18 protein-coding genes and 1 tRNA gene are annotated in these 21,912 nt (G+C 62.6%); 6 read left to right on the top strand and 13 right to left on the bottom strand.

Features of this window, described 5'->3' with window-relative positions:
• Positions 1–37 precede the first annotated feature (37 nt).
• Both EB230_RS25405 and EB230_RS25400 read right to left on the bottom strand, forming a co-directional pair.
• The gene (locus EB230_RS25405; RefSeq protein WP_056563714.1) at positions 38–1,795 is read right to left on the bottom strand and encodes a TadG family pilus assembly protein; all 1,758 of its coding nucleotides are present in this window, start codon (positions 1,793–1,795) and stop codon (positions 38–40) included.
• The gene (locus EB230_RS25400; protein ID WP_155772417.1) at positions 1,796–2,242 is read right to left on the bottom strand and encodes a TadE/TadG family type IV pilus assembly protein; all 447 of its coding nucleotides are present in this window, start codon (positions 2,240–2,242) and stop codon (positions 1,796–1,798) included. It abuts the gene before it with no gap.
• A 283-nt stretch (positions 2,243–2,525) separates the two neighbouring features.
• Between EB230_RS25400 and EB230_RS25395 the strand changes: the two genes are divergently transcribed.
• The 4 genes from EB230_RS25395 (at position 2,526) to EB230_RS25380 (ending at position 7,954) form a co-directional block, all read left to right on the top strand.
• On the top strand, positions 2,526–4,118 hold the full coding sequence (locus tag EB230_RS25395; protein WP_056563708.1) for a peptide ABC transporter substrate-binding protein: 1,593 nt from the start codon (positions 2,526–2,528) through the stop codon (positions 4,116–4,118).
• A 162-nt stretch (positions 4,119–4,280) separates the two neighbouring features.
• A complete protein-coding gene (locus tag EB230_RS25390) occupies positions 4,281–5,204 on the top strand; it encodes an ABC transporter permease subunit (RefSeq protein WP_056563705.1) in 924 nt (307 codons plus the stop codon).
• Positions 5,197–6,318: an ABC transporter permease subunit gene (locus EB230_RS25385; RefSeq protein ID WP_056563702.1), complete on the top strand. Its 1,122-nt coding sequence runs from the start codon at positions 5,197–5,199 to the stop codon at positions 6,316–6,318. The genes EB230_RS25390 and EB230_RS25385 overlap by 8 nt, the downstream gene beginning before the upstream one ends.
• Positions 6,319–6,334: 16 nt before the next feature.
• The gene (locus EB230_RS25380; protein ID WP_056565611.1) at positions 6,335–7,954 is read left to right on the top strand and encodes an ABC transporter ATP-binding protein; all 1,620 of its coding nucleotides are present in this window, start codon (positions 6,335–6,337) and stop codon (positions 7,952–7,954) included.
• A gap of 46 nt (positions 7,955–8,000) precedes the next feature.
• On the opposite strand, the gene EB230_RS25375 is transcribed toward EB230_RS25380, so the two are convergent.
• The 6 genes from EB230_RS25375 to EB230_RS25350 form a co-directional block, all read right to left on the bottom strand.
• Entirely contained in the window at positions 8,001–8,345 is a 345-nt protein-coding gene (locus EB230_RS25375; protein ID WP_056563699.1) for a hypothetical protein, read from the bottom strand.
• 180 nt (positions 8,346–8,525) lie between these two features.
• Positions 8,526–8,963, bottom strand: a complete 438-nt coding sequence (locus EB230_RS25370) for a hypothetical protein (RefSeq protein ID WP_056563696.1) — start codon at positions 8,961–8,963, stop codon at positions 8,526–8,528.
• 4 nt (positions 8,964–8,967) lie between these two features.
• Positions 8,968–9,183: a hypothetical protein gene (locus EB230_RS25365; protein WP_056565609.1), complete on the bottom strand. Its 216-nt coding sequence runs from the start codon at positions 9,181–9,183 to the stop codon at positions 8,968–8,970.
• Positions 9,184–10,270: 1,087 nt separating this feature from the next.
• Entirely contained in the window at positions 10,271–10,558 is a 288-nt protein-coding gene (locus tag EB230_RS25360; protein WP_081294684.1) for a hypothetical protein, read from the bottom strand.
• A gap of 701 nt (positions 10,559–11,259) precedes the next feature.
• Positions 11,260–11,336: transfer RNA gene (locus tag EB230_RS25355), tRNA-Pro, on the bottom strand.
• Positions 11,337–11,411: 75 nt separating this feature from the next.
• Positions 11,412–12,296 (bottom strand): NmrA/HSCARG family protein, encoded by an 885-nt coding sequence (locus EB230_RS25350; RefSeq protein ID WP_056563688.1) that lies wholly within the window; start codon positions 12,294–12,296, stop codon positions 11,412–11,414.
• Between the two features lie 99 nt (positions 12,297–12,395).
• Here EB230_RS25350 and EB230_RS25345 point away from each other — a divergent pair, with 99 nt between their 5' ends.
• Both EB230_RS25345 and EB230_RS25340 read left to right on the top strand, forming a co-directional pair.
• Entirely contained in the window at positions 12,396–13,295 is a 900-nt protein-coding gene (locus EB230_RS25345) for a LysR family transcriptional regulator (protein WP_056563685.1), read from the top strand.
• Positions 13,296–13,338: 43 nt separating this feature from the next.
• Positions 13,339–15,576 carry an AGE family epimerase/isomerase gene (locus EB230_RS25340; protein ID WP_056563682.1) on the top strand — a complete coding sequence of 746 codons (2,238 nt, stop codon included), beginning with the start codon at positions 13,339–13,341 and terminating at the stop codon, positions 15,574–15,576.
• 7 nt (positions 15,577–15,583) lie between these two features.
• Here EB230_RS25340 and betB read toward each other — a convergent pair whose 3' ends face one another.
• From betB to betI, 5 genes are all read right to left on the bottom strand, one after another.
• Complete coding sequence (gene betB, locus EB230_RS25335; RefSeq protein ID WP_172374153.1) at positions 15,584–17,047, bottom strand: betaine-aldehyde dehydrogenase; 1,464 nt, start codon at positions 17,045–17,047, stop codon at positions 15,584–15,586.
• Between the two features lie 62 nt (positions 17,048–17,109).
• The gene (gene betA / locus EB230_RS25330) at positions 17,110–18,762 is read right to left on the bottom strand and encodes a choline dehydrogenase (protein ID WP_056563677.1); all 1,653 of its coding nucleotides are present in this window, start codon (positions 18,760–18,762) and stop codon (positions 17,110–17,112) included.
• The gene (locus tag EB230_RS25325) at positions 18,755–19,756 is read right to left on the bottom strand and encodes a threonine/serine dehydratase (protein WP_056563674.1); all 1,002 of its coding nucleotides are present in this window, start codon (positions 19,754–19,756) and stop codon (positions 18,755–18,757) included. Before EB230_RS25325 ends, betA begins: the two co-directional genes overlap by 8 nt.
• Positions 19,757–21,286, bottom strand: coding sequence for a choline-sulfatase (betC, locus tag EB230_RS25320; RefSeq protein WP_056563671.1), 1,530 nt, complete (start codon positions 21,284–21,286; stop codon positions 19,757–19,759).
• Positions 21,283–21,873 carry a transcriptional regulator BetI gene (betI, locus tag EB230_RS25315; RefSeq protein ID WP_056563670.1) on the bottom strand — a complete coding sequence of 197 codons (591 nt, stop codon included), beginning with the start codon at positions 21,871–21,873 and terminating at the stop codon, positions 21,283–21,285. Before betI ends, betC begins: the two co-directional genes overlap by 4 nt.
• Positions 21,874–21,912: the final 39 nt, after the last annotated feature.

Genomic DNA, 21,912 nt, shown 5'->3' with positions numbered 1-21,912 from the left:
GGGTTTCGGCCAAGCGGGCTGTTTGAGCACAAATGCGCTACTGGACGAGCACTGCCCGTCCGCAGGTTGCTCCGGTGACACGCACGTCGGCCTGGCCGACGCCGACACCCAGGGCCGCCAGCACATTGTAGAGCAAGTCGTCGACGGGCGCCGTTACGGTGTTGAGCAGGGCCACAACTGCTGGTTTGACCGTTCCGAGCAGGGCCGTCAGATCGATGCCGAGACCGAGCGCCTTGACCGAAAGCGACAAATTGTTGACCAGCGACGTGGTGAGCGACTGCGAGATGTTGCGCGTCGAAACGGTCTTGATCGTCTTGTTGGCGATGTCGGTCGCGTTGAAGGTCAGGGTCTGCGGGCTGTTGTTGGTGATCGCGGTCGCGGCCGAACCCATCACCTGGATCAGCTGTATCAACAGCAGCTTCACATCGGCGATGTCCGCATCGGTGAAGGTCTGTGGCTGGCTGAAATCGGCGAAGCCGGAGGGATTGTTGCTGTTGGCCAGGTTCAGCTGGGCAACACCCGGGTGTGCGGCGATGGAAACGCTGATGCTGGACGGTCCTGTTGGACAGGTAATGTCGGTCAGCTTGGCTTCGGCATAGGCGACTTCAACATTGAGCGGCAGATTGACGGCCACCAGATTGACGCCGCCGCCGATGCCCGGCGTGCCGACACCGACTGAGGCCGTCAGTTTGATGCGCGTCTGGGCGGTCCGCACGACGGTGCCGATGCCATCGACCGCCAGCCAGGGCGAGGATTGCGCCGGCTCGCCAATGGCGATGTTGAGCTTGGTGGAGAGCAGCCCGGGGATGGTGGCGCCGAGATCGACCGCCGCCTGGTTGGTGCCGTTTGCGAGCACGGCGGCGGCGGTCAGCATCCCCATGGCGCTTGCGTCGACCCCAAGGCCAGACGGCTGTTGTCCGAGGCCCAGGCTGCCGACGGAACCAAGGTCGATAAGGCTGCTGAGCGGGATCTTGACCGTGCTCGTCGACCTGGTGGCGATGGTCTGCAGGGCGACCTTGGCCGTATTGCCGAGACCAGGAACGTTGGCCATGGCGGTGGCGATCTGGCCGACAGTCGCCTTCGAGGCCAGCACGTTCGAATAGGTGCCGGCGGTGATGTTCAGTTGTGTGGCCAAGGCACTGACAAAGGAGAGCACGCTGACGTCGGCCGAGATCAGCCCATTATAGTCCATGACGCTGAGTGAAATGTTGCCGCCGAGAAGCCCGCTTAGAAGCGCGTTGAGGATGCCGCCGTTGACGCTGAGCAGTCTCGACCCGACCGAGAACGCGGCCTGCGGCGTCATGCTGGCCGTGGCTTGGGTGCCGATGACCGGAGTGGGGATGAGCGAGCTCGCGAAATAGCGGGCGGGGATTTTCGCCAGCGTGACACGCACTGCATTGTAAGGTGTCACGCCCGCCTGGAAGCGCTGGGTGACATTGGCGGTTGATGAGGCATATCGGCCCTTTGTGACCGTCACCACCGTCTTTCCGACGGCCGGGGAAATGGTCTGGTCCGAGGCTTGAACGACGACACCCGGCATGCCGTTGTCGGTGAGCGTGGTCACGACCGCCGTGTTGACATTGTTGATGTTCGAGGCGGCGGTTATCGCCGCCAGATCGACCATCGCCTGGGCCTCGCGGCGTTCGGTATAGATCGAGGCTTCATCGATAGCCACCGCGGCCAGCGCCAGCGCGACTGGTGCGCTCAGTGCCGTCATGACGGCAAAGTTCGCATTCCTGTCTCCCAGCATCGATCGTACAAGCCGGCCGATGCCCTTGCCCCGACGCTGCGGCATTCAGATACCCCCGACCCTGATCGTTGACTGGCGCTTGATGGTGGTCCCCGGCATGGCTATGCCCGGGAAGAGATTCCAGATCGGCAGGTTGCGCGCATCGTAGGAGATGGACACCACGAACTGGCTTCCATCGGCTGTGCTGTCATTGGCCTGGTAGGTTAGTTTGCTGGCGTCCACGAAGGGGTAGCCGCCGGCATTGTTGGCGAGGAAGGAGGCCACCAGCGTTTGCCGCTCGGTCTGGTTCAATCCGGCAATGGCCGTCCTGGCGGCGTCGGCCGCGATCTGCTGGATCGAGTTGGCGGCGCCAAAATAGATGCCGTATGCAACCATTCCGAGTAGCAAGAGGATAAAGAGCGGCGACAGTAAAGCGAATTCGACCGCCGAAGTTCCCGAATTGTCTGTTCGGAATGCGCGCTTTCGGGCCCTGGAAATGAGGTTCTGAACCATGATAGCAGCATGCCAAAATGCGCATGCAGAAAGCGAAAACTCTGGGTGCAACCAGAGGGTGCGTACAATTGAAAAAGCCGCTCTAATTTAGCCGTTGCTTCTTCGGTTGGAAGGATTGACTTAGGGTCAATCAGTACTCGGTTGAAAACAGCTTACCGCCTGTCTAGTCTCCTGCCACCAGCTGCCGGAGGGAACCGGCGGCGCGCTTGAAGGAACCAGATATCGGTCCCGGGGCGTCAACACGAAAAGGCGCGCCGACGGCAGCGCCGACAGGGAGAACTTCATGCTGAAAAAAATGCTGAAGGCGACGGTGTTCGCCACCACCATGGCCGTAGCCGCCGGTGCATTCTACACACCGGCTTTCGCGGAGACCGTTTATAACAGGGGCACCGCCGCCGAGTCGGAATCGGTCGATCCGCACAAGACCTCGACGGTCTATGAGGCCAATGTGTTGCGTGACCTGTTCCAGGGGCTGGTCATGCAGGACGAGAAGGCGAACCTCATTCCGGGCGCCGCCGAAAGCTGGACGGTATCGGATGACGGCACCGTCTACACGTTCAAGCTGCGCAAGGACGGCATGTGGTCGGACGGCAGCCCGGTGACGGCCGACGACTTCGTCTACGCCTTCCATCGGCTGGAAGACCCCGCGACCGGTGCCGAATATGCCTCGATGCTCTATCCGGTGAAGGGTGCGGAGGACGTCAACACCAAGAAGGGCAAGCCCGAGGACATGGGCGTCAAGGCGATCGATGCCAACACCCTGGAAGTGACGCTGAAGGCGCCGACGCCTTACTTCCTGGAGATGCTGACCCATCAGGCGACCTATCCGGTCAGCAAGGCCTCGATCGAAAAGCTCGGTGCTGACTGGATCAAGCCCGGCAACCTTGTTTCGAACGGCGCCTATACGCTGGCCGAATGGGTCCCCAACGACCATATGAAACTGGTCAAGAATCCGAAATTCTGGGACGCGGCGACCGTCAAGTTCGACGTCGTCAACTACATCCCGACCGAAGATCGCTCTTCGGCCATGAAGCGCTTCGAAGCCGGCGAGCTCGACAGCTATGACGATCTGCCGACCGAACAGCTCGCCGACCTCAAGACCAAGTTCGGCGACCAGATCCATGTCGGCCCATATCTCGGCACCTATTACTACGCGATCAAGACCGACAAGGCGCCGTGGAACAACCCTGAACTGCGCAACGCCATTTCGATGGCGATCGACCGCGACTTCATCGCCGAAAAGGTCTGGCAGAACTCGATGCTGCCCGGCTATTCCATGGTGCCTCCCGGCATCGAGGGCTACACGCCCGCAATGGCCAAATACGCCGACATGCCGCAGATCGACCGCGAGGACGCCGCCAAGAAAATCCTCGAGAAGCTTGGCTACACGCCCGAACATCCGCTGAAGATGGAAATCCGCTACAACACCTCGGAGAACCACAAGAACACCGCGGTTGCCATCCAGGAGCAGTTGAAGCCGCTTGGCGTCGACGTCACGCTGCTCAACACCGACACCAAGACCCACTACTCCTTCCTTGAGCAGAAGGGCGACTATGACGTGGCGCGTGCCGCCTGGATCGCCGATTACAAGGATCCGGAAACCTTCCTCGGCATCTCGCGCAAGGCGAGCGGCAACAACTACTCGAATTACAACAGCCCGGCCTATGAAGCGGCCATGGACAAGGCGGCCGCCGCCGGCGGCAAGCCCGAGGAGCGCATGAAGGAGCTCTCCGAGGCCGAGCGCATTCTTGTCGACGATGTCGGCCAGATTCCGCTTCTCTACTACAGCTACCACGACATCGTGTCCTCGAAGCTGCATGGCTTCGTCGACAATGTGATGGACGTCCATCCGTCGCGTTTCGTCAGCAAGGACTGATCCCTGGCCAAGCCGCCGCGCATTCCATGCGCGGCGGTGCTGGTTTGCCATCGCATCGGCCGGGAAGCGCAATCGATTTTCGGAAGATCCGGTGCGAAGATTTGAAGGCTGGAGCACAATCATCCAACGGGATGGGCGTGTTCCGGATCAAGCGGGGCACCGATGCTGCGATACGTATTCCGGCGGCTTTTGACCGCCATACCGACGCTGTTCGTCATCGTGACGATGGCGTTTTTCCTGATGCGCGTCGCGCCAGGCGGCCCATTCAACCAGGAGCGGGGGCTGAGCCCCGAGATCAAGGCCAACCTTGAAGCCCAGTTCGGCCTCAACGACCCGCTCTGGCTGCAATATCTCCACTATCTCGGCAATCTCTTGCGCGGCAATTTTGGCCCGAGCTACAACATGCCGGACTTCACCGTCACCGAATTGTTCGCCAAGGGCCTGCCCATTTCGGTGCAACTCGGTGCGTCGGCGCTGATCCTGGCGTTGCTGCTGGGTTCCTTGCTCGGCACCATCGCCGCACTCAACCAGAACAAGCTTGGCGACTACACGGTGATTGCGCTGGCGACCGCCGGCAGCACCATCCCGACCTTCGTCATCGCGCCGGTGATCCAGCTCCTTTTCGGGCTGACCTGGAAGCTTTTGCCGATCGGCGGCTGGGGCGATGGCGCCTTCATCAACAAGGTCGGCCCGGTGCTCACCCTTGCCTTGCCGCAGATCGCCATCGTTGCCCGCCTGATGCGCGGCTCGATGATCGAATCTCTGCGCTCCCATCACATCCGCACGGCGCGCGCGCTCGGCCTTTCCGACTGGTCGGTGGTGGTCAAGCATGCCCTGCGCGGCGCTATCCTGCCGATCGTCTCGTTTACCGGCCCCGCGGCGGCGGCCCTTTTGACCGGTTCGGTCATTGTCGAGACGATCTTCTCCATTCCCGGCGTCGGCCGCTATTTCGTCGATGCGGCGCTCAACCGCGACTACACGCTGGTGATGGGGACGGTGGTGGTGATCGCCATCTTCACCATCGTTTTCAACCTGATCGTCGACGTCATGTACGCGGTCGTCGATCCGAGGGTGCGCTATGACTGACATCGCAGCCGCGGCTCCCACCATCGTTGGACGCTCGCTCTGGGGCGATGCCTGGGCGCGCCTCAAGGCCAACCGCGCCGCTATGTTCAGCCTCTACTATCTCGCTTTGATCGGGATCGTCAGCGTGTTCGGCCCCTGGTTCGTGCCGCATCAATACACGACCATCTATGCCGACTATGTGCGCATGCCGCCAAGCCTGTCGGCCTACCCGAAGCCAGACATGATTCAGGGCACACTCACGGACGCCATCAAGCGCATGCGTGTCGACCTCAAGGAATGGCATCAGGAAGGCAGCCGCGTCACGGTCAGGGTCACCTCGACCAAACCGATCGATGATCGCAACATCCGCTACCTCGACCGCTCCGATGCCTTTGACGACACCAAGATCGAGAACAAATCGCCTGACGGGCTCGAGGTGACGATGAGCACATCGGTCAAGCAGCAATATTTCCTGTTTGGCACCGACAACACCGGCCGCGATCTGCTGTCGCGCACGCTGATGGCTGGGCGCATCTCGCTTGCCATCGGCCTGCTCGCCGGTGTCGTCGCGGTGGTGATTGGGGTGATCTATGGCGCCGCCGCCGGCTTTTCCGGTGGCAAGATCGACGAGGTGATGATGCGCATCGTCGATGTACTCTATTCCTTGCCGTTCATCTTCTTCGTCATCATGCTGGTGGTGTTCTTCGGCCGCAACTTCGTGCTGATGTTCCTGGCCGTGGGCGCGGTGCTGTGGCTCGACATGGCCCGCATCGTGCGTGGCCAGGCGCTGTCGATCCGCCGCCAGGAATATGTCCAGGCGGCCGAAGCCATGGGCGTCGGCCAGCGTGGCATCCTGTTGCGCCATGTCATCCCCAATCTGCTCGGTCCGGTGGTGATCTACATGACGCTGCTGGTGCCGCAGGTCATCATCCTGGAGAGTTTCCTGTCGTTCCTCGGGCTCGGCGTGCAGGAGCCGATGACCAGTTGGGGCGTGCTGATTTCGGTGGGCGCCAAGAACATCGGCACCGCCAACTGGCTGCTCCTGTTCCCCGCCTTCTTCCTCGTCTCGACGCTGTTCGCCCTGAATTTCGTCGGCGACGGCCTGCGCGACGCGCTCGACCCAAGGGATCGCTGAGATGGGGACCGGTGATATGGCTACTCCCGAAACGATCCTCAGCGTCAAGGACCTGCGGGTCCGCTTCCGCACGCTCGACGGCGCCGTCGAGGCGGTCAAGGGCATCAGCATCCATGTCAACGCAGGCGAGACCGTCGCCGTGGTCGGCGAATCCGGTTCCGGCAAGAGCCAGACCATGATGGCGGCGATGAGCCTGCTGGCCTCGAATGGCGAAGCCACGGGCCATGTCGACTATCGCGGCCGCAACCTGCTGACATTGAGCAAATCCGACCTGAACAAGGTGCGCGGCGCCAAGATCAGCATGATCTTCCAGGAGCCGATGACCTCGCTCGATCCGCTCTATTCGATCGGCAACCAGCTGATCGAGCCGATCCGCCGGCATCGCGGCCTGAATGCCGCCGAGGCACGCGAGGAGGCGCTCAGGCTCTTGCGGCTTGTGCATATTCCCGATCCCGAGCGGCGGATGAAATCCTATCCGCACGAAATGTCCGGCGGCCAGCGCCAGCGCGTGATGATCGCCATGGCCCTGGCCAACGATCCCGACATCCTGATCGCCGACGAGCCGACGACGGCGCTCGACGTGACGATCCAGGCGCAGATCCTGATGTTGCTCGCCGAACTGCAGCGCAAGCTCGGCATGGCGATCGTCTTCATCACCCACGATCTTGGCATCGTCCGTCGTTTCGCCGACCGTGTCTATGTCATGCGTCAGGGCGAGGTCGTCGAGGAAGGCGAGGCGGAAGCGATCTTCGCAAACCCGCGGCATGCCTACACCAAGATGCTGCTGGCGGCCGAGCCGACGGGAACCAAGGCACCACCGCCGGCCAGCGCGCCCGTGGTGCTCGAAGGCAGGAATGTCGAAGTCACATTCAGGATCGGCGGCGGGTTTCTGGCCGGCGAGCCACTGATGCTGCGTGCCGTCGATGACATTTCGATCCGGCTTCAGCGCAACCAGACCATCGGCATCGTCGGCGAATCCGGTTCCGGCAAATCGACGCTCGGCCGCGCTCTGCTGCGGCTGCTACCGAGCGATGGTTTGATCCGTTTTGGCGATCGCGACATTTCCACGGCCGACCGGCAGGCGATGCGGCCACTGCGGCGCCAGATGCAACTCGTCTTCCAGGATCCGTTCGGCTCGCTGTCGCCGCGCATGACCGTCGGCCAGGTCATCACCGAAGGCCTTCTGGTGCATGAGCCGAACCTTTCTGGCAAGCAGCGTGACCAGCGCGCGGTCGAGGCTTTGCGCGAAGTCGGGCTCGATCCCAACGCCCGCAACCGCTACCCGCATGAATTCTCCGGCGGCCAGCGGCAGCGCATCGCCATTGCCCGGGCGATGATCCTGAAGCCAAAGATGGTCGTGCTGGACGAGCCGACCTCCGCGCTTGATCGCTCGGTGCAAAAGCAGATCGTCGAACTGCTGCGCAAGCTGCAGGCCGACCATGAACTGTCCTACCTCTTTATCAGCCACGACCTTGCCGTGGTGCGCGCCATGGCCGACTACATCATCGTCATGAAGCAGGGAAAGATTGTCGAGCAGGGGCCGACCGAGGCGATCTTCAGCAATCCGCAAGCGCCTTACACGCAGACGCTCATGAACGCGGCGATCGACGTGACGCGCTTTCGGCTGAGCGCCTGAGGCGGCGCTTCAACTGAAGGCAATAATCGTGGCGGCCTCCGTTCGCTCAGCCCGCGGACCTTGGGCACTTGCGTGCACGCGCAGCGGTTATGGCATCCTGCTGCTGTTTGAGCCGGTCTATCCTGGCTGTTTCCCGATTGGCGACGGCGTTTTTCACGCGTGAGCCACCAAGCAGCCAGCGCGGAACATTGGTGCTGGCGACCTTGCCGCGCGTAATCGCGGTTTGCGAGATTTCTCTGGCGGTTTCGCCCAGCGCGCTGTTGAGCTCGACACAGGTCATCTTGTCGTACTTCGCCGGATCTATCGTTCTGCTGATCGAGGAGCAGCCGGCCACGAGAAGCACGGCAATCACAAGAACCGGTGTCGAGGCTGTCGTCGAGATAAAATTCATGTCCGCATCCGGTCGCCAGCTTACCGGCTTTCATCGAATTGCCTAGAGCCGATGTCCATTTCGACAAAGTTTGCGCCTGCTGTCGAGCCTGATCGCAATCCGCGCCGGTCGTGACGAGATGCCGTCTGCCGGCGCTCGCTCGTTCGCGCGGCTTGTCGGCCTGTCATCTTCAGGGGATTCTCATGCAGTCTCGGCGACAAGCCCGGCCATGGCGGCGTCACCGCGGAGCACGGTCTGGGCGATATCACTCTTGTTTTCATCGACATGCGCCGTCACCAGGACGATCCCCTCGGCGACGCTCCGATCGTCGGGTTGGGCAGCAGTCGTGATGAATGAGCCGATCAATCCGCCAGCACCGCCACAGACCGCGCAAATCACGGCTGTTGCCGGTAATCCGACCTGAAGGGAAGTGATACCGTAGACGGCCATGGCGCCAAGGCACGCCAATGCCGCACCGACCAAACCGAAAATGACGCTCGGAGACTTCAGAACTCCGACTTCATCCTGGTAGGGGCCGATAATGGCAATCTGAACGTGAGGAACACCAGCCGCCACCAGTTCTCCAGCAACCCGGCCCGCTTCGGCATGGGAATCAAAAAGCCTGCTGATAGTCCGCATGGTCTCAGGGCGTTTCCTTGTCGAGCAACGTGTCGGTCACGAAGGACGCGGCGATCAAATCGTCGCCATCGATGCCGCCCTGTCCGTCTTCCATCATGGCCGCTACCTTTTGGAAGGTCTTCATTTCGCTCATGGTAATCCGGGCTTGCTGCATCCTGGCCTTGAGGTCGGCTACGCGCGTCCCCAATGCATCGGATCTTGCGGCCTCACTGTTCGACATGGTGACTTTCATCCAATTCCGCTTGATCGCCCTCGCGCCCAGTCAACCGAACAGGGTCGAAGCGCAATCGTTCCCTGGTTGGGCTTCGGTCCGATAGGGCGCCGGACTTAAGTCTGGCTGTAAAATGCAATGGTCCTACCGGTGATTCTGCCCGGAACAGCCCCCGTCCGCAGTCGTTGTCCGCTGCATGTTCGGGAGGAAGTGATGGAGAAGAGTGTTGACCAAGCACGCTGGTTGCTCGCGTTGATCTTCGCTGTGGCCATCACCTTCATGGCGATTGGATTAACTCTTGGCTGACCCGAGCACGAATGTCTTGCAGATTGGCGCAGCTACGTCCCTTCCTGCGCCGATAGGGTTCGCCCGCCGCTACCATGGCGGCGAGCGAACCCTCAGTCTCAAATCGGAGAACGGAAGAAGGGCTGAATGGCGGCCACGCACCTGCGCGGACTTCCGTCACCAGCCCGATGCCAGGCCGGAATCGCGGATAGTGAACCAACAAATCACGCTCGATTAACGCTGGCCGCTCCACACATTACATTCGAGATATCCATGCGGCACGCAAGTTGCTTCACAGCATCATTGGGAGGCGAATATGGCACTTTCACCGGACCGGTATGACGATGACATGATGATCCAATGTCCTCGATGCAACCGAATGATGATCCGTAAAGGCCGCCTGATAAAGAGCGTCAAGTCTCTGACCTGTGAAGGTTGTGACAATCAAATTCAGATGACATACAGCCGCAAGATCGACATCTTCGAAAGACGCCGCCGATCGCACCCCTGACCCTGGCGGCCCAGCCTGCCGATAGGTAAGTCAAGCTCAGCGGCGACTAACGAGGCGAAGGGGAATGGGCCAGTACCGTCGCGCAGCGTGGAAGAAGGGCTGAATAGCGGCCATCACTAAAATGGCATGTCACGCGTTGGGCTGAACGATCAGAACTTCCACAACAAGTGGTGGGATTGCACGGACTTCCGCGACCAACCCACTACGAAACCGCAAACTGGAATCCCGTTCCCAGTCAGGGCCCTGGACAAAGCCGAGTTGGCCCGACTCCTTGTGATGAGCCGGGCCAGCGGCTGCTTATCAGTAGCCGCTGTTCTCGATCACCACGGGATGGCGGTGATGGTGTGTGGAGACGGAACCGCTGACCACGAGGGCATCCCGACGATGGTGATGATACCGGCGGCCATGGTCATAGAACGCGACCGTGCCGTGGTGACGGTGATGCAGGCGCTGTCCATCCTCGTTGATGATCCTGACCTGGTGGTGGTGTCGATGGTGGGTCCTGATAACCACATCGGCCTCGGCGGCCGAGGCCACGACCGGCAATCCCACGGAAAGCGCCAAAGCGCACATGATCATTGTTTTCATTGTAGTTTCTCCACTGACTTGAATAGCCCTTCGGTGGATACAACTGCGGCTGGCCGCTTTGGTTCCAGGGTTTTCCCAAGGCTGTAGGAATGCCTTTGGACAGTCGAAGTTTGGGCGATCGCAGTGCCCGGGGGGAGAGAAGAGGGCGCTTTTCGAAGTGGCCCGATCCATCGGTTGCGCTTGTTCAGTCGGCACGACGATCCGAACTCGAAAATTCGCAACATCCGGCTTGCCATGCTGTGGAACATTAGGCCCATCTAATAGTTCTACTCCCTGCGGCGGACGCCTCGGTGTCTGCCGAAGATCGGCCGGCAAAGGCTGATCGGCCCGCGTCCTCCGCCAGAGGCGCGGGCTTCCCAGGCGACAGGAGAGAGATCATGAACAACATCATCTGGCTCGTTGGAGCTATAGTCATCGTGTTGGCGATATTGAGCTTCTTTGGCCTCCGGTAAGTGTGACGGGAGTGAGGTTCGTCGACACTTTTTGTCGGCATGTGATCAGCCAAAGCGGATGCTGGGAAAGCGCCGTAGGCTGACGGCCGAAAGCCAATGGCGGCAGGGAGCCTATGGCTCCTCTTCTTGCGTAGCGCGTTGGTTATGGCTCTCAGCCAACTCAACTGAGGATGCGTATCATCTCGCCAGGTTTTGAGGTGTATGTCAGTTCAAGCGCCAAAGTCGGGATGCGCTAACACGTTGTTTTTCTGGTCGGAGTGGCAGGATTTGAACCTGCGACCCCCTCGTCCCGAACGAGGTGCGCTACCAGGCTGCGCTACACTCCGTGACCAGACGGCGGGCTTATAGCTGCCACACTTCATTCCTGCAAGCGGCAATGGCAGCACTTCTGTCGCATTTCATCAGCTTTCGCCGCGCAGGCCGCTGATGCTCCAGTTAAATGCGCGCGCCCAATCGGCAAAACCGTGCCAGCGCACTTCGGGGAACTCCCTTTGCAAGGCGGCGATGTCAACGTCGTAGCCGACGCGGTCGAACCATTCGAACATCAATGCCGCGTCCTCGCTCTGCTGGCGGGCAGCCGCGATCGGGATCTCCTGATAGCGGATCGGGCGGCCGATGGCCTCGGACAGGATTCTTGCCTGCTCTTCACCGGACAATTCGTCCCCGGCGAAATCGAAGCGTTTGCCGAAGACGCTTTCGCGCCGCTCGGCCAGAGTGGCGACGAACGCCCCGATATCCGCCAGCGAAACCAGCTGCAGGACGCGCTTCGGCGGCATGGCGAAGGCATGGCTGCCCTGGCTGAGCGCTGCGATCGACCACGGGGCGACGACATTCTCCATGAAGGCGACCGGCGCGCTGATCGTATAGGGAATGCCGAGCTGCCTGACATGCTGCTCGACCAGGTATTTGCTTTCGAAATGCGGAATCCCGGTCTTCTTGTCGGCGTCGGCAACCGATGAGTAGATCAGGTGTCCGATGCCGGCGGCCTTTGCCGCATCGGCGGCAAGAATCCCCTGGCGGGTTTCCTCCTCGAGACCGGCCTCGTAGCTGTTGCCCATCAGGAACATGGTGTCGGCGTCTTTTGCGGCCTTCACGACAGAGGCCGCGTCGCCGAGATCGCCGGCGGCGATGTCGGCGCCCGCGGCCGCCAGTTGCCGTGCGGCCTCGCTGTCCGGCTTGCGTGTCAATGCCTTGACGCGATGGCCCCTGGACAAGAGGGCATGCGCCACCGCCCCGCCTTGCTGGCCCGTGGCACCGGTCACAAGAATGTTTCGTTTGCTGGTCATCTGATCTGCTCCATCTGTTTGTCTGGAGCAAAGCTAGCGCCTATCGCATTGATGCATAATTGTATATAGTTGGAAAACTTTGTCCCAGTTTTGAATGTAATGATCGACCTCAACGATATCGTCGTGTTTGCCCGCGTCGTCGAAGCCGGAAGTTTCACCGCCGCGGCGCGCCTGCTCGCCATGCCCAAGACGACGGTCAGCCGCCGTGTCGCCGCGCTCGAACGCGAGGTCGGCGTGCGCCTGCTGCAGCGCACCACGCGCAGCCTCAACCTGACGGATGCCGGGCGTCTCTACTATGAACGGAGCAGCCAGGGGCTGCGGACGATAGAAGAGGCGAATCTGCACCTCGCCGAGGCGAGGGCGGAGCCTTCGGGCACGATCCGCATCTCGGCCCCGGTTGGTTTTGGGGGGCACTTCCTCATCCGTGCCGTGGTCGACTTTCTGACGCTGTATCCGAAGACCAATGTCGAACTTCGCCTCACCGACGACAAGCTCAACCTGGTCGAAGACGGCATCGATCTCGCCTTCCGTACCGGGAGACTCGAGGATTCGACGCTGATTGCCCGCAAGCTCGGCTCCACGCACAGGCTGCTCTGCGCCAGCCCCGCCTATCTCGCGCGATACGGGATGCCGGAAAGCCCGGCCGATCTCGCCCGCCATCGATGCGTCATCGCGGGCCAGTCGGCCTCAGGCGCTCATTGGGTGCTGGATGGCCCGCAAGGCCAGGAAACTGTCGTGGTCGCCGGGCGCTTCGCCGCCAATGAGATGCAGGCGGTGGTGGCGGCCGCGCTCGCGGACTTCGGCATCGCTCAATTGCCACAGCCGATAGCGGAGGGATTGATCAACGAGGGGCGGTTGCGGCGCGTGCTCGACGGCTATGCGACACCGGCCGGTGGCCTGCACGTTCTCTATCCCAGCAGCCGGCACCTTTCCCCACTGGTCAAGGCCTTCATCGACTTGGCGGCCGAGCGCATTTCCAATCGGGTAAACACGGCTTAAAGGCATGGTTTCTACCCCAGACCAACTTCCGAGCGAGACCCGAATGAGCCAGCGCATCGTCAGTTTTGTCATGAGCGGCGGCGTCGGCTCGCGGCTCTGGCCGCTGTCGCGCGAGGACAATCCCAAGCAGTTTCACGACCTGTCCGGCGACGGTTCCATGCTGGCCAAGACCTTGCGCCGGCTGACGGCAAGGCCCGCGGGCCAAACGCCGATCTTCCTGATCGCCTCCGAGCGCCATGCCGAGCGTGTCCATGCCGACCTGGCCGGCCTGGATCTTGCGGGCGGGGGTCCGCTGTTCGAGCCCACGGGGCGCAACACCGCCGCCGCGATCGCACTGGCAACGCTGCGCACCCTGTCCGAATTCGGCGACAGCCTCGTCCTGGTTGTGCCATCAGACCACGAAATATCGACCGCAGGGCAATTCTGGCAGAGCATCGAGGCCGGCGCCGAGGCGGCGGCGGCGGGGCGGCTCGTGGTGTTCGGCATCAAGCCGACGCAGCCCGAGACCGGCTATGGCTATATCGAGGTGGCAGGTGCGCAGGGCGGCATCTTCGACGTCACGCGCTTCGTCGAAAAGCCGGACCTTGCGACGGCGCAGAGCTATCTCAGGGCGGAAAACTTTTACTGGAACACCGGCATCTTCCTGTTTCGAGCCGGCGCCATGCGCGATGCCTTCGCGGCGTTCCGGCCGGACATCTGGCGGGCCACCGCGGCCGCCTACAAGGCGGCGACATCGGACCTGTCCGGCCTCTATATGCCGCTGGAGCTCTATGAGGCCATCCCCTCGATCTCGATCGACTATGCCATCATGGAGCGGGCGCAAGGCATTGCCATGGTGCCGGCCGACTTCCGCTGGAACGATCTCGGCTCCTGGCAGTCGCTGCTCGATGTCGGTCCGGCCGACGAACAAGGCAATGTCGTCATCGGCGATGTCGTCGCCATCGATTGCGAGAACTCCTACATCCGCAGCGACGGCCGCCTGTTGTCGGCGATCGCCATGAAGGATGTGGCGATCGTTTCCACCGCCGATGCGACTTTCGTCGCGCCGGTCAGTCACAGCCAGCACGTCAAGAAGATCGTCGAACAGCTCGAGAAATCAGGCCGCCTGGAAACCAGGTTCACGCCGGCGCATGACCGCGTCATCGAAAGCGGCGCCTGGCGGCGGCGTGTGCACCACTGGCTGTTTCAGGAGACGTTGCCGCTGTGGTCGACATCGGGCGTAGACGAGCGCCATGGCGGTTTCCATGAAGCGCTGGGCTTCGATACCAACCCGCTCATGAAGCCCAAGCGCATGCGGACCCAGGCCAGGCAGGTCTATGCCTTCGCGGTCGCCAGCGCGCGCGGCTGGCATGGTCCGGCCGACCGGCTGATCAGCCATGGTATCGAGTTCATGGCCAGGAATGGCCGCACCGACAAAGGCGGTTGGGTGCGTACGCTCCATGTCGACGGGTCGGTCGCCGATGCCACCGAGGATGCATACGATCATTCCTGCGTGCTCTTGGCGCTCGCCCATGCCCATATGTCCGGCAATCCCGATGCCTTGCGGCTCGGCGAGGAGACCTTCGCGTTCCTCGATGCGCATCTCGAGGATCATCGCATGACCGGTTTCCTCGAAACATCGGACGGGAAGGGCGAGCGGCGCTCCAACCCGCACATGCATTTGCTCGAGGCGTTCCTGGCCTGGCACCAGGCAACCGGCGAGCGTGCCCACCTGCGCCGGGCGGCACGCATCATCGATCTCTTCCGCAGCCATTTCTTCGACCGGGAAAGCTGGACACTGGGCGAATATTTCGATGACGAATGGAGGCCGGCTGGTGAGAAGGGCGCGTGGACCGAGCCCGGCCATCACTTCGAATGGGCTTCTCTGCTGGTCGATTTCGCCGGACGCAGCGGTCAGGCCGAACTGAGCGGCTTCGCCCGAAAACTCTATGCCTCGGCCATCGCCAATGGCCTCAACCGCGCCACCGGCCTTGCCTACGGCGCGGTTTCGCGGCAGGGCCTGCCGCTGGACCTGATTTCGCGCAGCTGGCCGCAGGCCGAAGCGGTCAAGGCGGCTATCGCGCTGGATGGTTCGGGCGGCCCCGATCTCAAGCCGGAGATAGAGGAACGGGTCGGCCGGCTGTTCCGCTGGCACATCGACCCGGCGCCGCTCGGCCTGTGGATAGACCGTATAGACGAACGCGGCCGCTCGCTGGCGTCGGATGTCCCGGCCAGCATATTTTATCATCTGGTCTGTGCGCTGACGCAGTATCTGGACGGCACGGCGGAGAAGACGGCTTAGGCTGGGCTCAATACGGGCTCGCCACGTCCCCCGTCTCGACATAGATCGACTTCAGCTGCGAATAGAGCGCCAGTGCCGCCAGCGAGTTCTCGCGGCCGATGCCGGACTGCTTGAAACCGCCGAAGGGGATTTCCACCGGCGTCAGATTGTAGGCATTGATCCAGCAGGTGCCCGCCTGCAATTCGGCGATGACACGGTGGGCGCGCGGCAGGTCGCGTGTGAACACGCCGGCGGCGAGGCCGAATTCGGTGTCGTTGGCGCGGTCGATCACCTCGTCCTCGCCGTCGAATTTCAGCACACTCATGACCGGCCCGAAAATTTCCTCGCGGGCGATGCGCATCATGTCGGTGACACCGGTGAACACCGTCGGCTCGACGAAGAAGCCACCGTCGAAGCCTTGCAGCGAAGGCACGTTGCCGCCGCAGGCCAGAACAGCGCCATCCTGCTTGCCGATCCCGATATAGCCGACGACCTTCTCATGCTGTGCTTTCGAGACCAGCGGCCCCATCTGGGTCTCGGGGTCGAGCGGATCGCCGATGCGGATCTTTTTCGTCCGCTCAATTAGCCGGTCGACGAAGCGGTCATGGATGCCGCTTTGCACGAAGACGCGCGTACCGTTGGAGCAGATCTGGCCGGTCGAGTAGAAATTGCCGAGCATGGCGCCGCCAATGGCGTTTTCGATGTCGGCGTCGTCGAAGATGATCAGCGGCGACTTGCCGCCAAGCTCCATCGTCGCGTGCTTCATCTTCGAACCGGCGAGCGACAGCACCTTGCGTCCGGTCGGCACCGAGCCGGTCACCGAGACCTTGGCGACGACATCGTGTCCCACCAGACCGGCCCCGACATCGGCATAGCCCTGCACCACATTGAACAACCCGTCGGGCAAGCCGGCCTCGCTGTATATCTCGGCCAGCGCCAGTGCTGAAAGCGGCGTGTTTTCCGACGGCTTGAACACCATGGCATTGCCCATGGCCAGCGCCGGTGCCGATTTCCAGCCGGCGATCTGGATAGGATAATTCCAGGCGCCAATGCCGACGCAGACACCGAGCGCTTCGCGCCGCGTGTAGGCGAAAGGACCGCCGAGATCGACGGCCTCGCCATTGTAGGCGGCGACCGCGCCGCCGAAATATTCAAGGCAGTCGGCGGCGGAAGGCGCGTCCGCCACCAGCGTCTCCTGGATCGCCTTGCCGGTGTCGAGCGTCTCGATGCGGGCCAGATCGGCGTTGCGGGCGCGCAGAATGTCGGCGGCGCGGCGCAGGATGCGGCCGCGCTCGACCGGTTTCAGCCGTGCCCAGGCGGGCTGCGCGGCCCGTGCGGCCTCGATGGCGAGTTCCAGCACGTTCGGCGTCGCCGAGCGCAGCATGGCGATGGTCTCGCCGGTTGCCGGGTAGATGACGGGCAGCGGCGCGCCTTGTTCGTCGTCGATATAGCGTCCGTTGACATAGTGCGATGCCGTGGGTTGGGCGCGCATGGGAGTCTCCGATGGTCCGGCGCCGCGAAATTGGGCGGCTCAATCTATGCGTGGATCATGCTCTATCTGTCCGACGCCTGCCAGCGTGGATTGATCCATGGTTCCTGGTTGGACGGCGCCAGCGGCGTGCGGCCAAGAATGTGGTCGGACGCCTTTTCACCGGTCATGATCGACGGTGCATTGAGATTGCCGTTGGTGACGCGCGGGAAGATCGAGGAGTCCGCGACCCGCAGTCCCCCGACACCGATCACCCGGCATTCCGCATCGACGACACTCATGGGGTCGTCGGCGCGGCCCATCTTGCAGGTGCCGCAGGGGTGGTAGGCGCTTTCGGCGTGGTCGCGGATGAAGACGTCGAGATCGTCGTCCGACTGCACATGGCTGCCTGGCGAGATCTCCTGGCCGCGATAGGCGTCGAAGGCCTTCTGGCCGAAGATTTCGCGCGTCAGCCGGATACAGTGGCGGAACTCCGCCCAATCGTCGGGATGCGACATGTAGTTGAAATGGATGACCGGCTTGGCTTTGGGGTCCGGCGAGCGCAGCGTCACCGAGCCGCGCGACTTCGACCGCATCGGTCCGACATGGGCCTGGAAGCCATGCGACTTCGCCGCCGCCTTGCCGTCATAGCGCACTGCCGCGGGGATGAAATGGTACTGGATGTCGGGATAGTCGACGCCGGCCTGGGAGCGCACGAAGGCCGCCGCCTCGAAATGGTTGGTGGCGCCGAGGCCGGATTTGAAGAACAGCCATTGCGCGCCGATCATCGCCTTGGAAAACGGGTTGAGCACCGAATTCAGGGTGATCGGCTTGGTCGATTCCTGCTGGATGTAGAGCTCCAGGTGATCCTGCAGATTGCGGCCGACGCCGGGCCGGTCGGCCACGACGGCGATGCCGTTTTCGCGCAAATGCTCAGCCGGCCCGATACCGGACAGCATCAGGATCTTTGGCGAGTTGATCGACGACGCGGCGACGATTACCTCGCGTCGCGCCTTAACGACCTGAATCTGTTTGTGAGCTTCGATTTCGACGCCGATGGCGCGTTGATTCTCGATGATCACCCGGCGCGCAAAGCCCTTGACCAGACTCACGTTTTTCCGCCTGAGCGCCGGCTTCAGATAGGCTGATGCGGCCGACCAGCGACGACCGCCGCGAATGGTCTGCTCCATTGGGCCGAAGCCTTCCTGCTTGGCGCCATTGTAGTCGTCGGTCAGTTCGAACCCGGCCTGGCGGCCGGCCTCGACGAAGGCGCCATAGAGCGGGTTTTTACGCGAGCCGCGCTGGACATGCAGGGGGCCGCCGTGCCCGCGCCAGCCGTCCTCGCCGCCATCGGAGTCTTCCATGCGCTTGAAATAGGGGAGCACGTCGGCAAAGCTCCATCCGGCAGCCCCTTGCTCGGCCCAGTGATCAAAATCGCGCGCATGCCCGCGCACATAGACCATGCCATTGATCGAGGACGAGCCGCCGATGACCTTGCCGCGCGGCGTCGCCAGCACGCGGCCACCGAGATGCGGCTCCGGCTCGCTGGCAAACCCCCAGTCGTAGAGGCTCATGTTGAGCGGGATCGACAAGGCCGACGGCATCTGGATCAGCGGTCCGATATCGCTGCCGCCGAATTCGATGACGATGACCGAATGCTTGCCGTCCTCCGACAGGCGATAGGCCATGGCCGAACCGGCCGAGCCGGAGCCGATGATGACGAAATCCGCTTCAAGCATGGTTCATATGCGCCATAAAATCGGCGAGCGAGACATTGCCGCCGGTAGCCACAACAAGGACGTTTCTGTCCTTCACATCCACCTTGCCGCCGAGCAGTGCCGCCAGTGATGCAGCCCCGGACGGTTCGAGCACCAGTTTCATGCGCTCGAAAGCAATCCTCATGGCGCGGCGCACCGATTGATCGTCGACGGTGATGCCGCGAACGCCAGCGGTCTTGACCGCGGCGAACGGCGCATCGCCCGGCCGCCGCGACATCAGCCCGTCGCAGATCGACCGCGGACCGATCGGCATCGTCTCGATGCTGCCATGCGCCAGCGACGAACCCATGCCGTTGAAACCTTCCGGCTCGACGCCGATGATCTCGGTTGCGGGCGACAGATAGTGGAAGGCGAGCGAAACGCCGCCGATCAGTCCACCGCCGCCGACCGAGCAGAACAACAGGTCGGCGCTGGCGTCCTTGGCGGCAAGCTGGTCGAGCGCTTCGAGGCCGGCCCCCGCCTGGCCGGCGATGATCTCGGGATCGTCGAACGGATGTAGCAGTGCCAGCCCTTCCATCTCGGCGATCTCGCGGGCCTTGGCGGCGGCTACTTCCTCACGCGCGCGCTCGCCATGGTCGGTCAGCACGACGCGTGCGCCGTAGCCGGCGGTCGCGTCACGCTTGGCGGCGGGCGCATCGATCGGCATGACGATGGTGACGGGAATGCCGAGCGCCTGGCCGGCGGCGGCCAGCCCTTGCGCGAAATTGCCGGAGGAGTAGGCAACGACACCCTTCCTCGCCTCGTCTGCCGAAAGTCGCTTCAGCCGCCAATAGGCGCCGCGTATCTTGAACGATCCCGCCCATTGCAGCGATTCCGGCTTGATGAAGACGCGGGCCGCACCGGTTTCCCTGGCGAGTGCGGCCGATTCCAGCAGCGGCGTGATCTGTGTCGCCTTGGAGGTGACGGCATAGGCCTGCTTGAGATGGTCAAGGGAGGGGACGAGAAGGTCTGCCATTCATTCGCCTCGCGGAAACCGCTTCTGCTCTTCGAGCACGTTGAGATCCATGTGGTTGCGCATGTAACGTTCCGAAGCCTTCTGCAGCGGCTGGAACTCCCAGGGGTAGTGCGTGCCGTTGCGCAATGCCGGATAGACCACCCAGCGCCGCGCCTGGCTGGCCCGCACGGCAGCATCGAAAGCCGCCATGTCCCAGCGCGCGCGGACCTTTTCCGTGAAGGCCGCCACCAGATCCGCATGCGCCGGATCGGTTGCGAGATTGCTCAATTCACGTGGGTCGGCTTCGATATCATGGAGTTGCGGCGGATCGATTTCGCAGTGGACGAACTTGTAGCGGCCGTCGCGGATCGCCACCAACGGCGCGTTGGAGCCTTCGGCCGCATATTCCATCAGCACCGGCGCCGTACGCGGCTTGCCTTGGAGCAACGGCAGCAGCGACTGGCCGTCGGTCCATGGCGCGATCGCGCTCATGTCGATGCCGGCGAGGTCGCACAGTGTCGGCGTCACGTCGAGATTGGACACCGGCGCCTCGATCAGTCCGGCCGGCACACCCTTGCCGGCGATCATCAGCGGCACCCGCGCCGAGCCTTCGAAGAAGCACATCTTGAACCACAGGCCGCGCTCGCCGAGCATGTCGCCATGGTCCGAGCAGAACAGGATGATCGTGTCGTCGAGCATGCGCGTGCGCTCGAGCACCGACAGCAATTCGCCCACCTTGTCGTCGAGATAGGAGATGTTGGCGAAGTAACCCCGCCGCGAGCGGCGGATCTGCTCTGCCGTGATGTCGAAACTGTCGTAGTCGGAAGCCTTGTAGAGCCGTCGCGAATGCGGGTCTTGGCGGTCGTAGGGGATGAAGCCCACTTCTGGTTCGAGCGCCGGGCAATCCTCGTAGAGATCCCAGTACTGCCGCCGTGCCACATAGGGGTCGTGGGGATGGGTGAATGAAACCGTCAGGCACCAGGGCCGGTGCGCGGCATCGTCGGAGACGCGGGCGAAGTCATAGAGCTTCTGCACCGCGTGGAAGGCGACCTCGTCGTCATACTCCATCTGGTTCGAGATCTCGGCGACGCCGGCGCCGGTCACCGAGCCCAGATTGTGATACCACCAGTCGATCCGTTCGCCGGGCTTGCGGTAGTCCGGCGTCCAGCCGAAATCGGCGGGATAGATGTCGGTCGTCAGCCGCTCCTCGAAGCCGTGCAACTGGTCGGGGCCGACGAAATGCATCTTGCCCGACAGCACGGTGTGATAGCCGTCGGCGCGCAAGTGATGGGCAAAGGTCGGGATCGACGAGGCGAACTCGGCGGCATTGTCATAGACCTCGGTGCGCGACGGCAACTGGCCGCTCATGAACGAAGCGCGGCCCGGCGCACAGAGTGGCGACGCCGTGTAGTTGTTGGCAAAGCGCGCCGAACGCGCCGCCAAGGCTTTCAGATGCGGCGCGTGCAGAAACGCGGCTGGCCCATCGGGGAAAAAAGTCCCGTTGAGCTGATCGACCATGACGATCAGGAAATTGGGTCGCTTCGCTGTCACTGTTTTTGCCGCTCGCCGAGTTTGGTTTCGAGATAGTCCTCGACCAGCGCGATCGCGGTCGCGGCGTCGGGCACGCCGTCCTTCAACGCCCGCCTGATGTAGAGCCCGTCGATCATCGCGGCTGTCGCCTCCGCGGCGCGGTCAGCCTCTGCCCGGGGCAGGATGCCGGTCAGCCCGCTCATCAGATTCGAATGCAGCCGCCGCGCATAGATCCTGAGCAGCCGTCGCAAGGCCGATGATTTCTGTGCCTCGACATAGAAGGCGAGCCATGCGGCGATGGTTTCGGGCTGGAACTGGATGTCGGAGAAGTTGACGGCAACCACGGCGGAGACGCGTTCGCGCGGGGAGGCGGTGGATTGCAGGGCACGGCGCATATCGACGGTCAGTTCAGCCAATATGTGCCGCATCGTCGCGAACAACAGCTCGTCCTTGGCGCCGAAATAGTGATGGGCAAGCGCGGACGACACGCCCGCACGCCCGGCGATCTCGGACATGGTCACGTCAAGCGACCCGCGCTCGCCGATCGCCGAGATCGTCGCGTCGATGAGCGCCTTGCGGCGCAATGGCTCCATTCCGACTTTCGGCATGTTGTTCCCGATTTTTGCGCGGAGGTTATTTTTTATTGA

The sequence above is a fragment of the Mesorhizobium sp. NZP2234 genome (genome assembly GCF_013170765.1).
GTDB classification, from domain to species: domain Bacteria; phylum Pseudomonadota; class Alphaproteobacteria; order Rhizobiales; family Rhizobiaceae; genus Mesorhizobium; species Mesorhizobium loti_D.
The sequence above is the reverse complement of the archived record's forward strand: the minus strand, read 5'-3'. Positions and strand labels throughout refer to the sequence as shown.

Coding starts and splice junctions, on each gene's coding strand:
- EB230_RS25405 (WP_056563714.1), bottom strand. CDS start 1,795: ATGCCGCAGCGTCGGGGCAAGGGCATCGGCCGGCTTGTACGATCGATG.
- EB230_RS25400 (WP_155772417.1), bottom strand. CDS start 2,242: ATGGTTCAGAACCTCATTTCCAGGGCCCGAAAGCGCGCATTCCGAACA.
- EB230_RS25395 (WP_056563708.1), top strand. CDS start 2,526: ATGCTGAAAAAAATGCTGAAGGCGACGGTGTTCGCCACCACCATGGCC.
- EB230_RS25390 (WP_056563705.1), top strand. CDS start 4,281: ATGCTGCGATACGTATTCCGGCGGCTTTTGACCGCCATACCGACGCTG.
- EB230_RS25385 (WP_056563702.1), top strand. CDS start 5,197: ATGACTGACATCGCAGCCGCGGCTCCCACCATCGTTGGACGCTCGCTC.
- EB230_RS25380 (WP_056565611.1), top strand. CDS start 6,335: ATGGCTACTCCCGAAACGATCCTCAGCGTCAAGGACCTGCGGGTCCGC.
- EB230_RS25375 (WP_056563699.1), bottom strand. CDS start 8,345: ATGAATTTTATCTCGACGACAGCCTCGACACCGGTTCTTGTGATTGCC.
- EB230_RS25370 (WP_056563696.1), bottom strand. CDS start 8,963: ATGCGGACTATCAGCAGGCTTTTTGATTCCCATGCCGAAGCGGGCCGG.
- EB230_RS25365 (WP_056565609.1), bottom strand. CDS start 9,183: ATGTCGAACAGTGAGGCCGCAAGATCCGATGCATTGGGGACGCGCGTA.
- EB230_RS25360 (WP_081294684.1), bottom strand. CDS start 10,558: ATGAAAACAATGATCATGTGCGCTTTGGCGCTTTCCGTGGGATTGCCG.
- EB230_RS25350 (WP_056563688.1), bottom strand. CDS start 12,296: ATGACCAGCAAACGAAACATTCTTGTGACCGGTGCCACGGGCCAGCAA.
- EB230_RS25345 (WP_056563685.1), top strand. CDS start 12,396: ATGATCGACCTCAACGATATCGTCGTGTTTGCCCGCGTCGTCGAAGCC.
- EB230_RS25340 (WP_056563682.1), top strand. CDS start 13,339: ATGAGCCAGCGCATCGTCAGTTTTGTCATGAGCGGCGGCGTCGGCTCG.
- betB (WP_172374153.1), bottom strand. CDS start 17,047: ATGCGCGCCCAACCCACGGCATCGCACTATGTCAACGGACGCTATATC.
- betA (WP_056563677.1), bottom strand. CDS start 18,762: ATGCTTGAAGCGGATTTCGTCATCATCGGCTCCGGCTCGGCCGGTTCG.
- EB230_RS25325 (WP_056563674.1), bottom strand. CDS start 19,756: ATGGCAGACCTTCTCGTCCCCTCCCTTGACCATCTCAAGCAGGCCTAT.
- betI (WP_056563670.1), bottom strand. CDS start 21,873: ATGCCGAAAGTCGGAATGGAGCCATTGCGCCGCAAGGCGCTCATCGAC.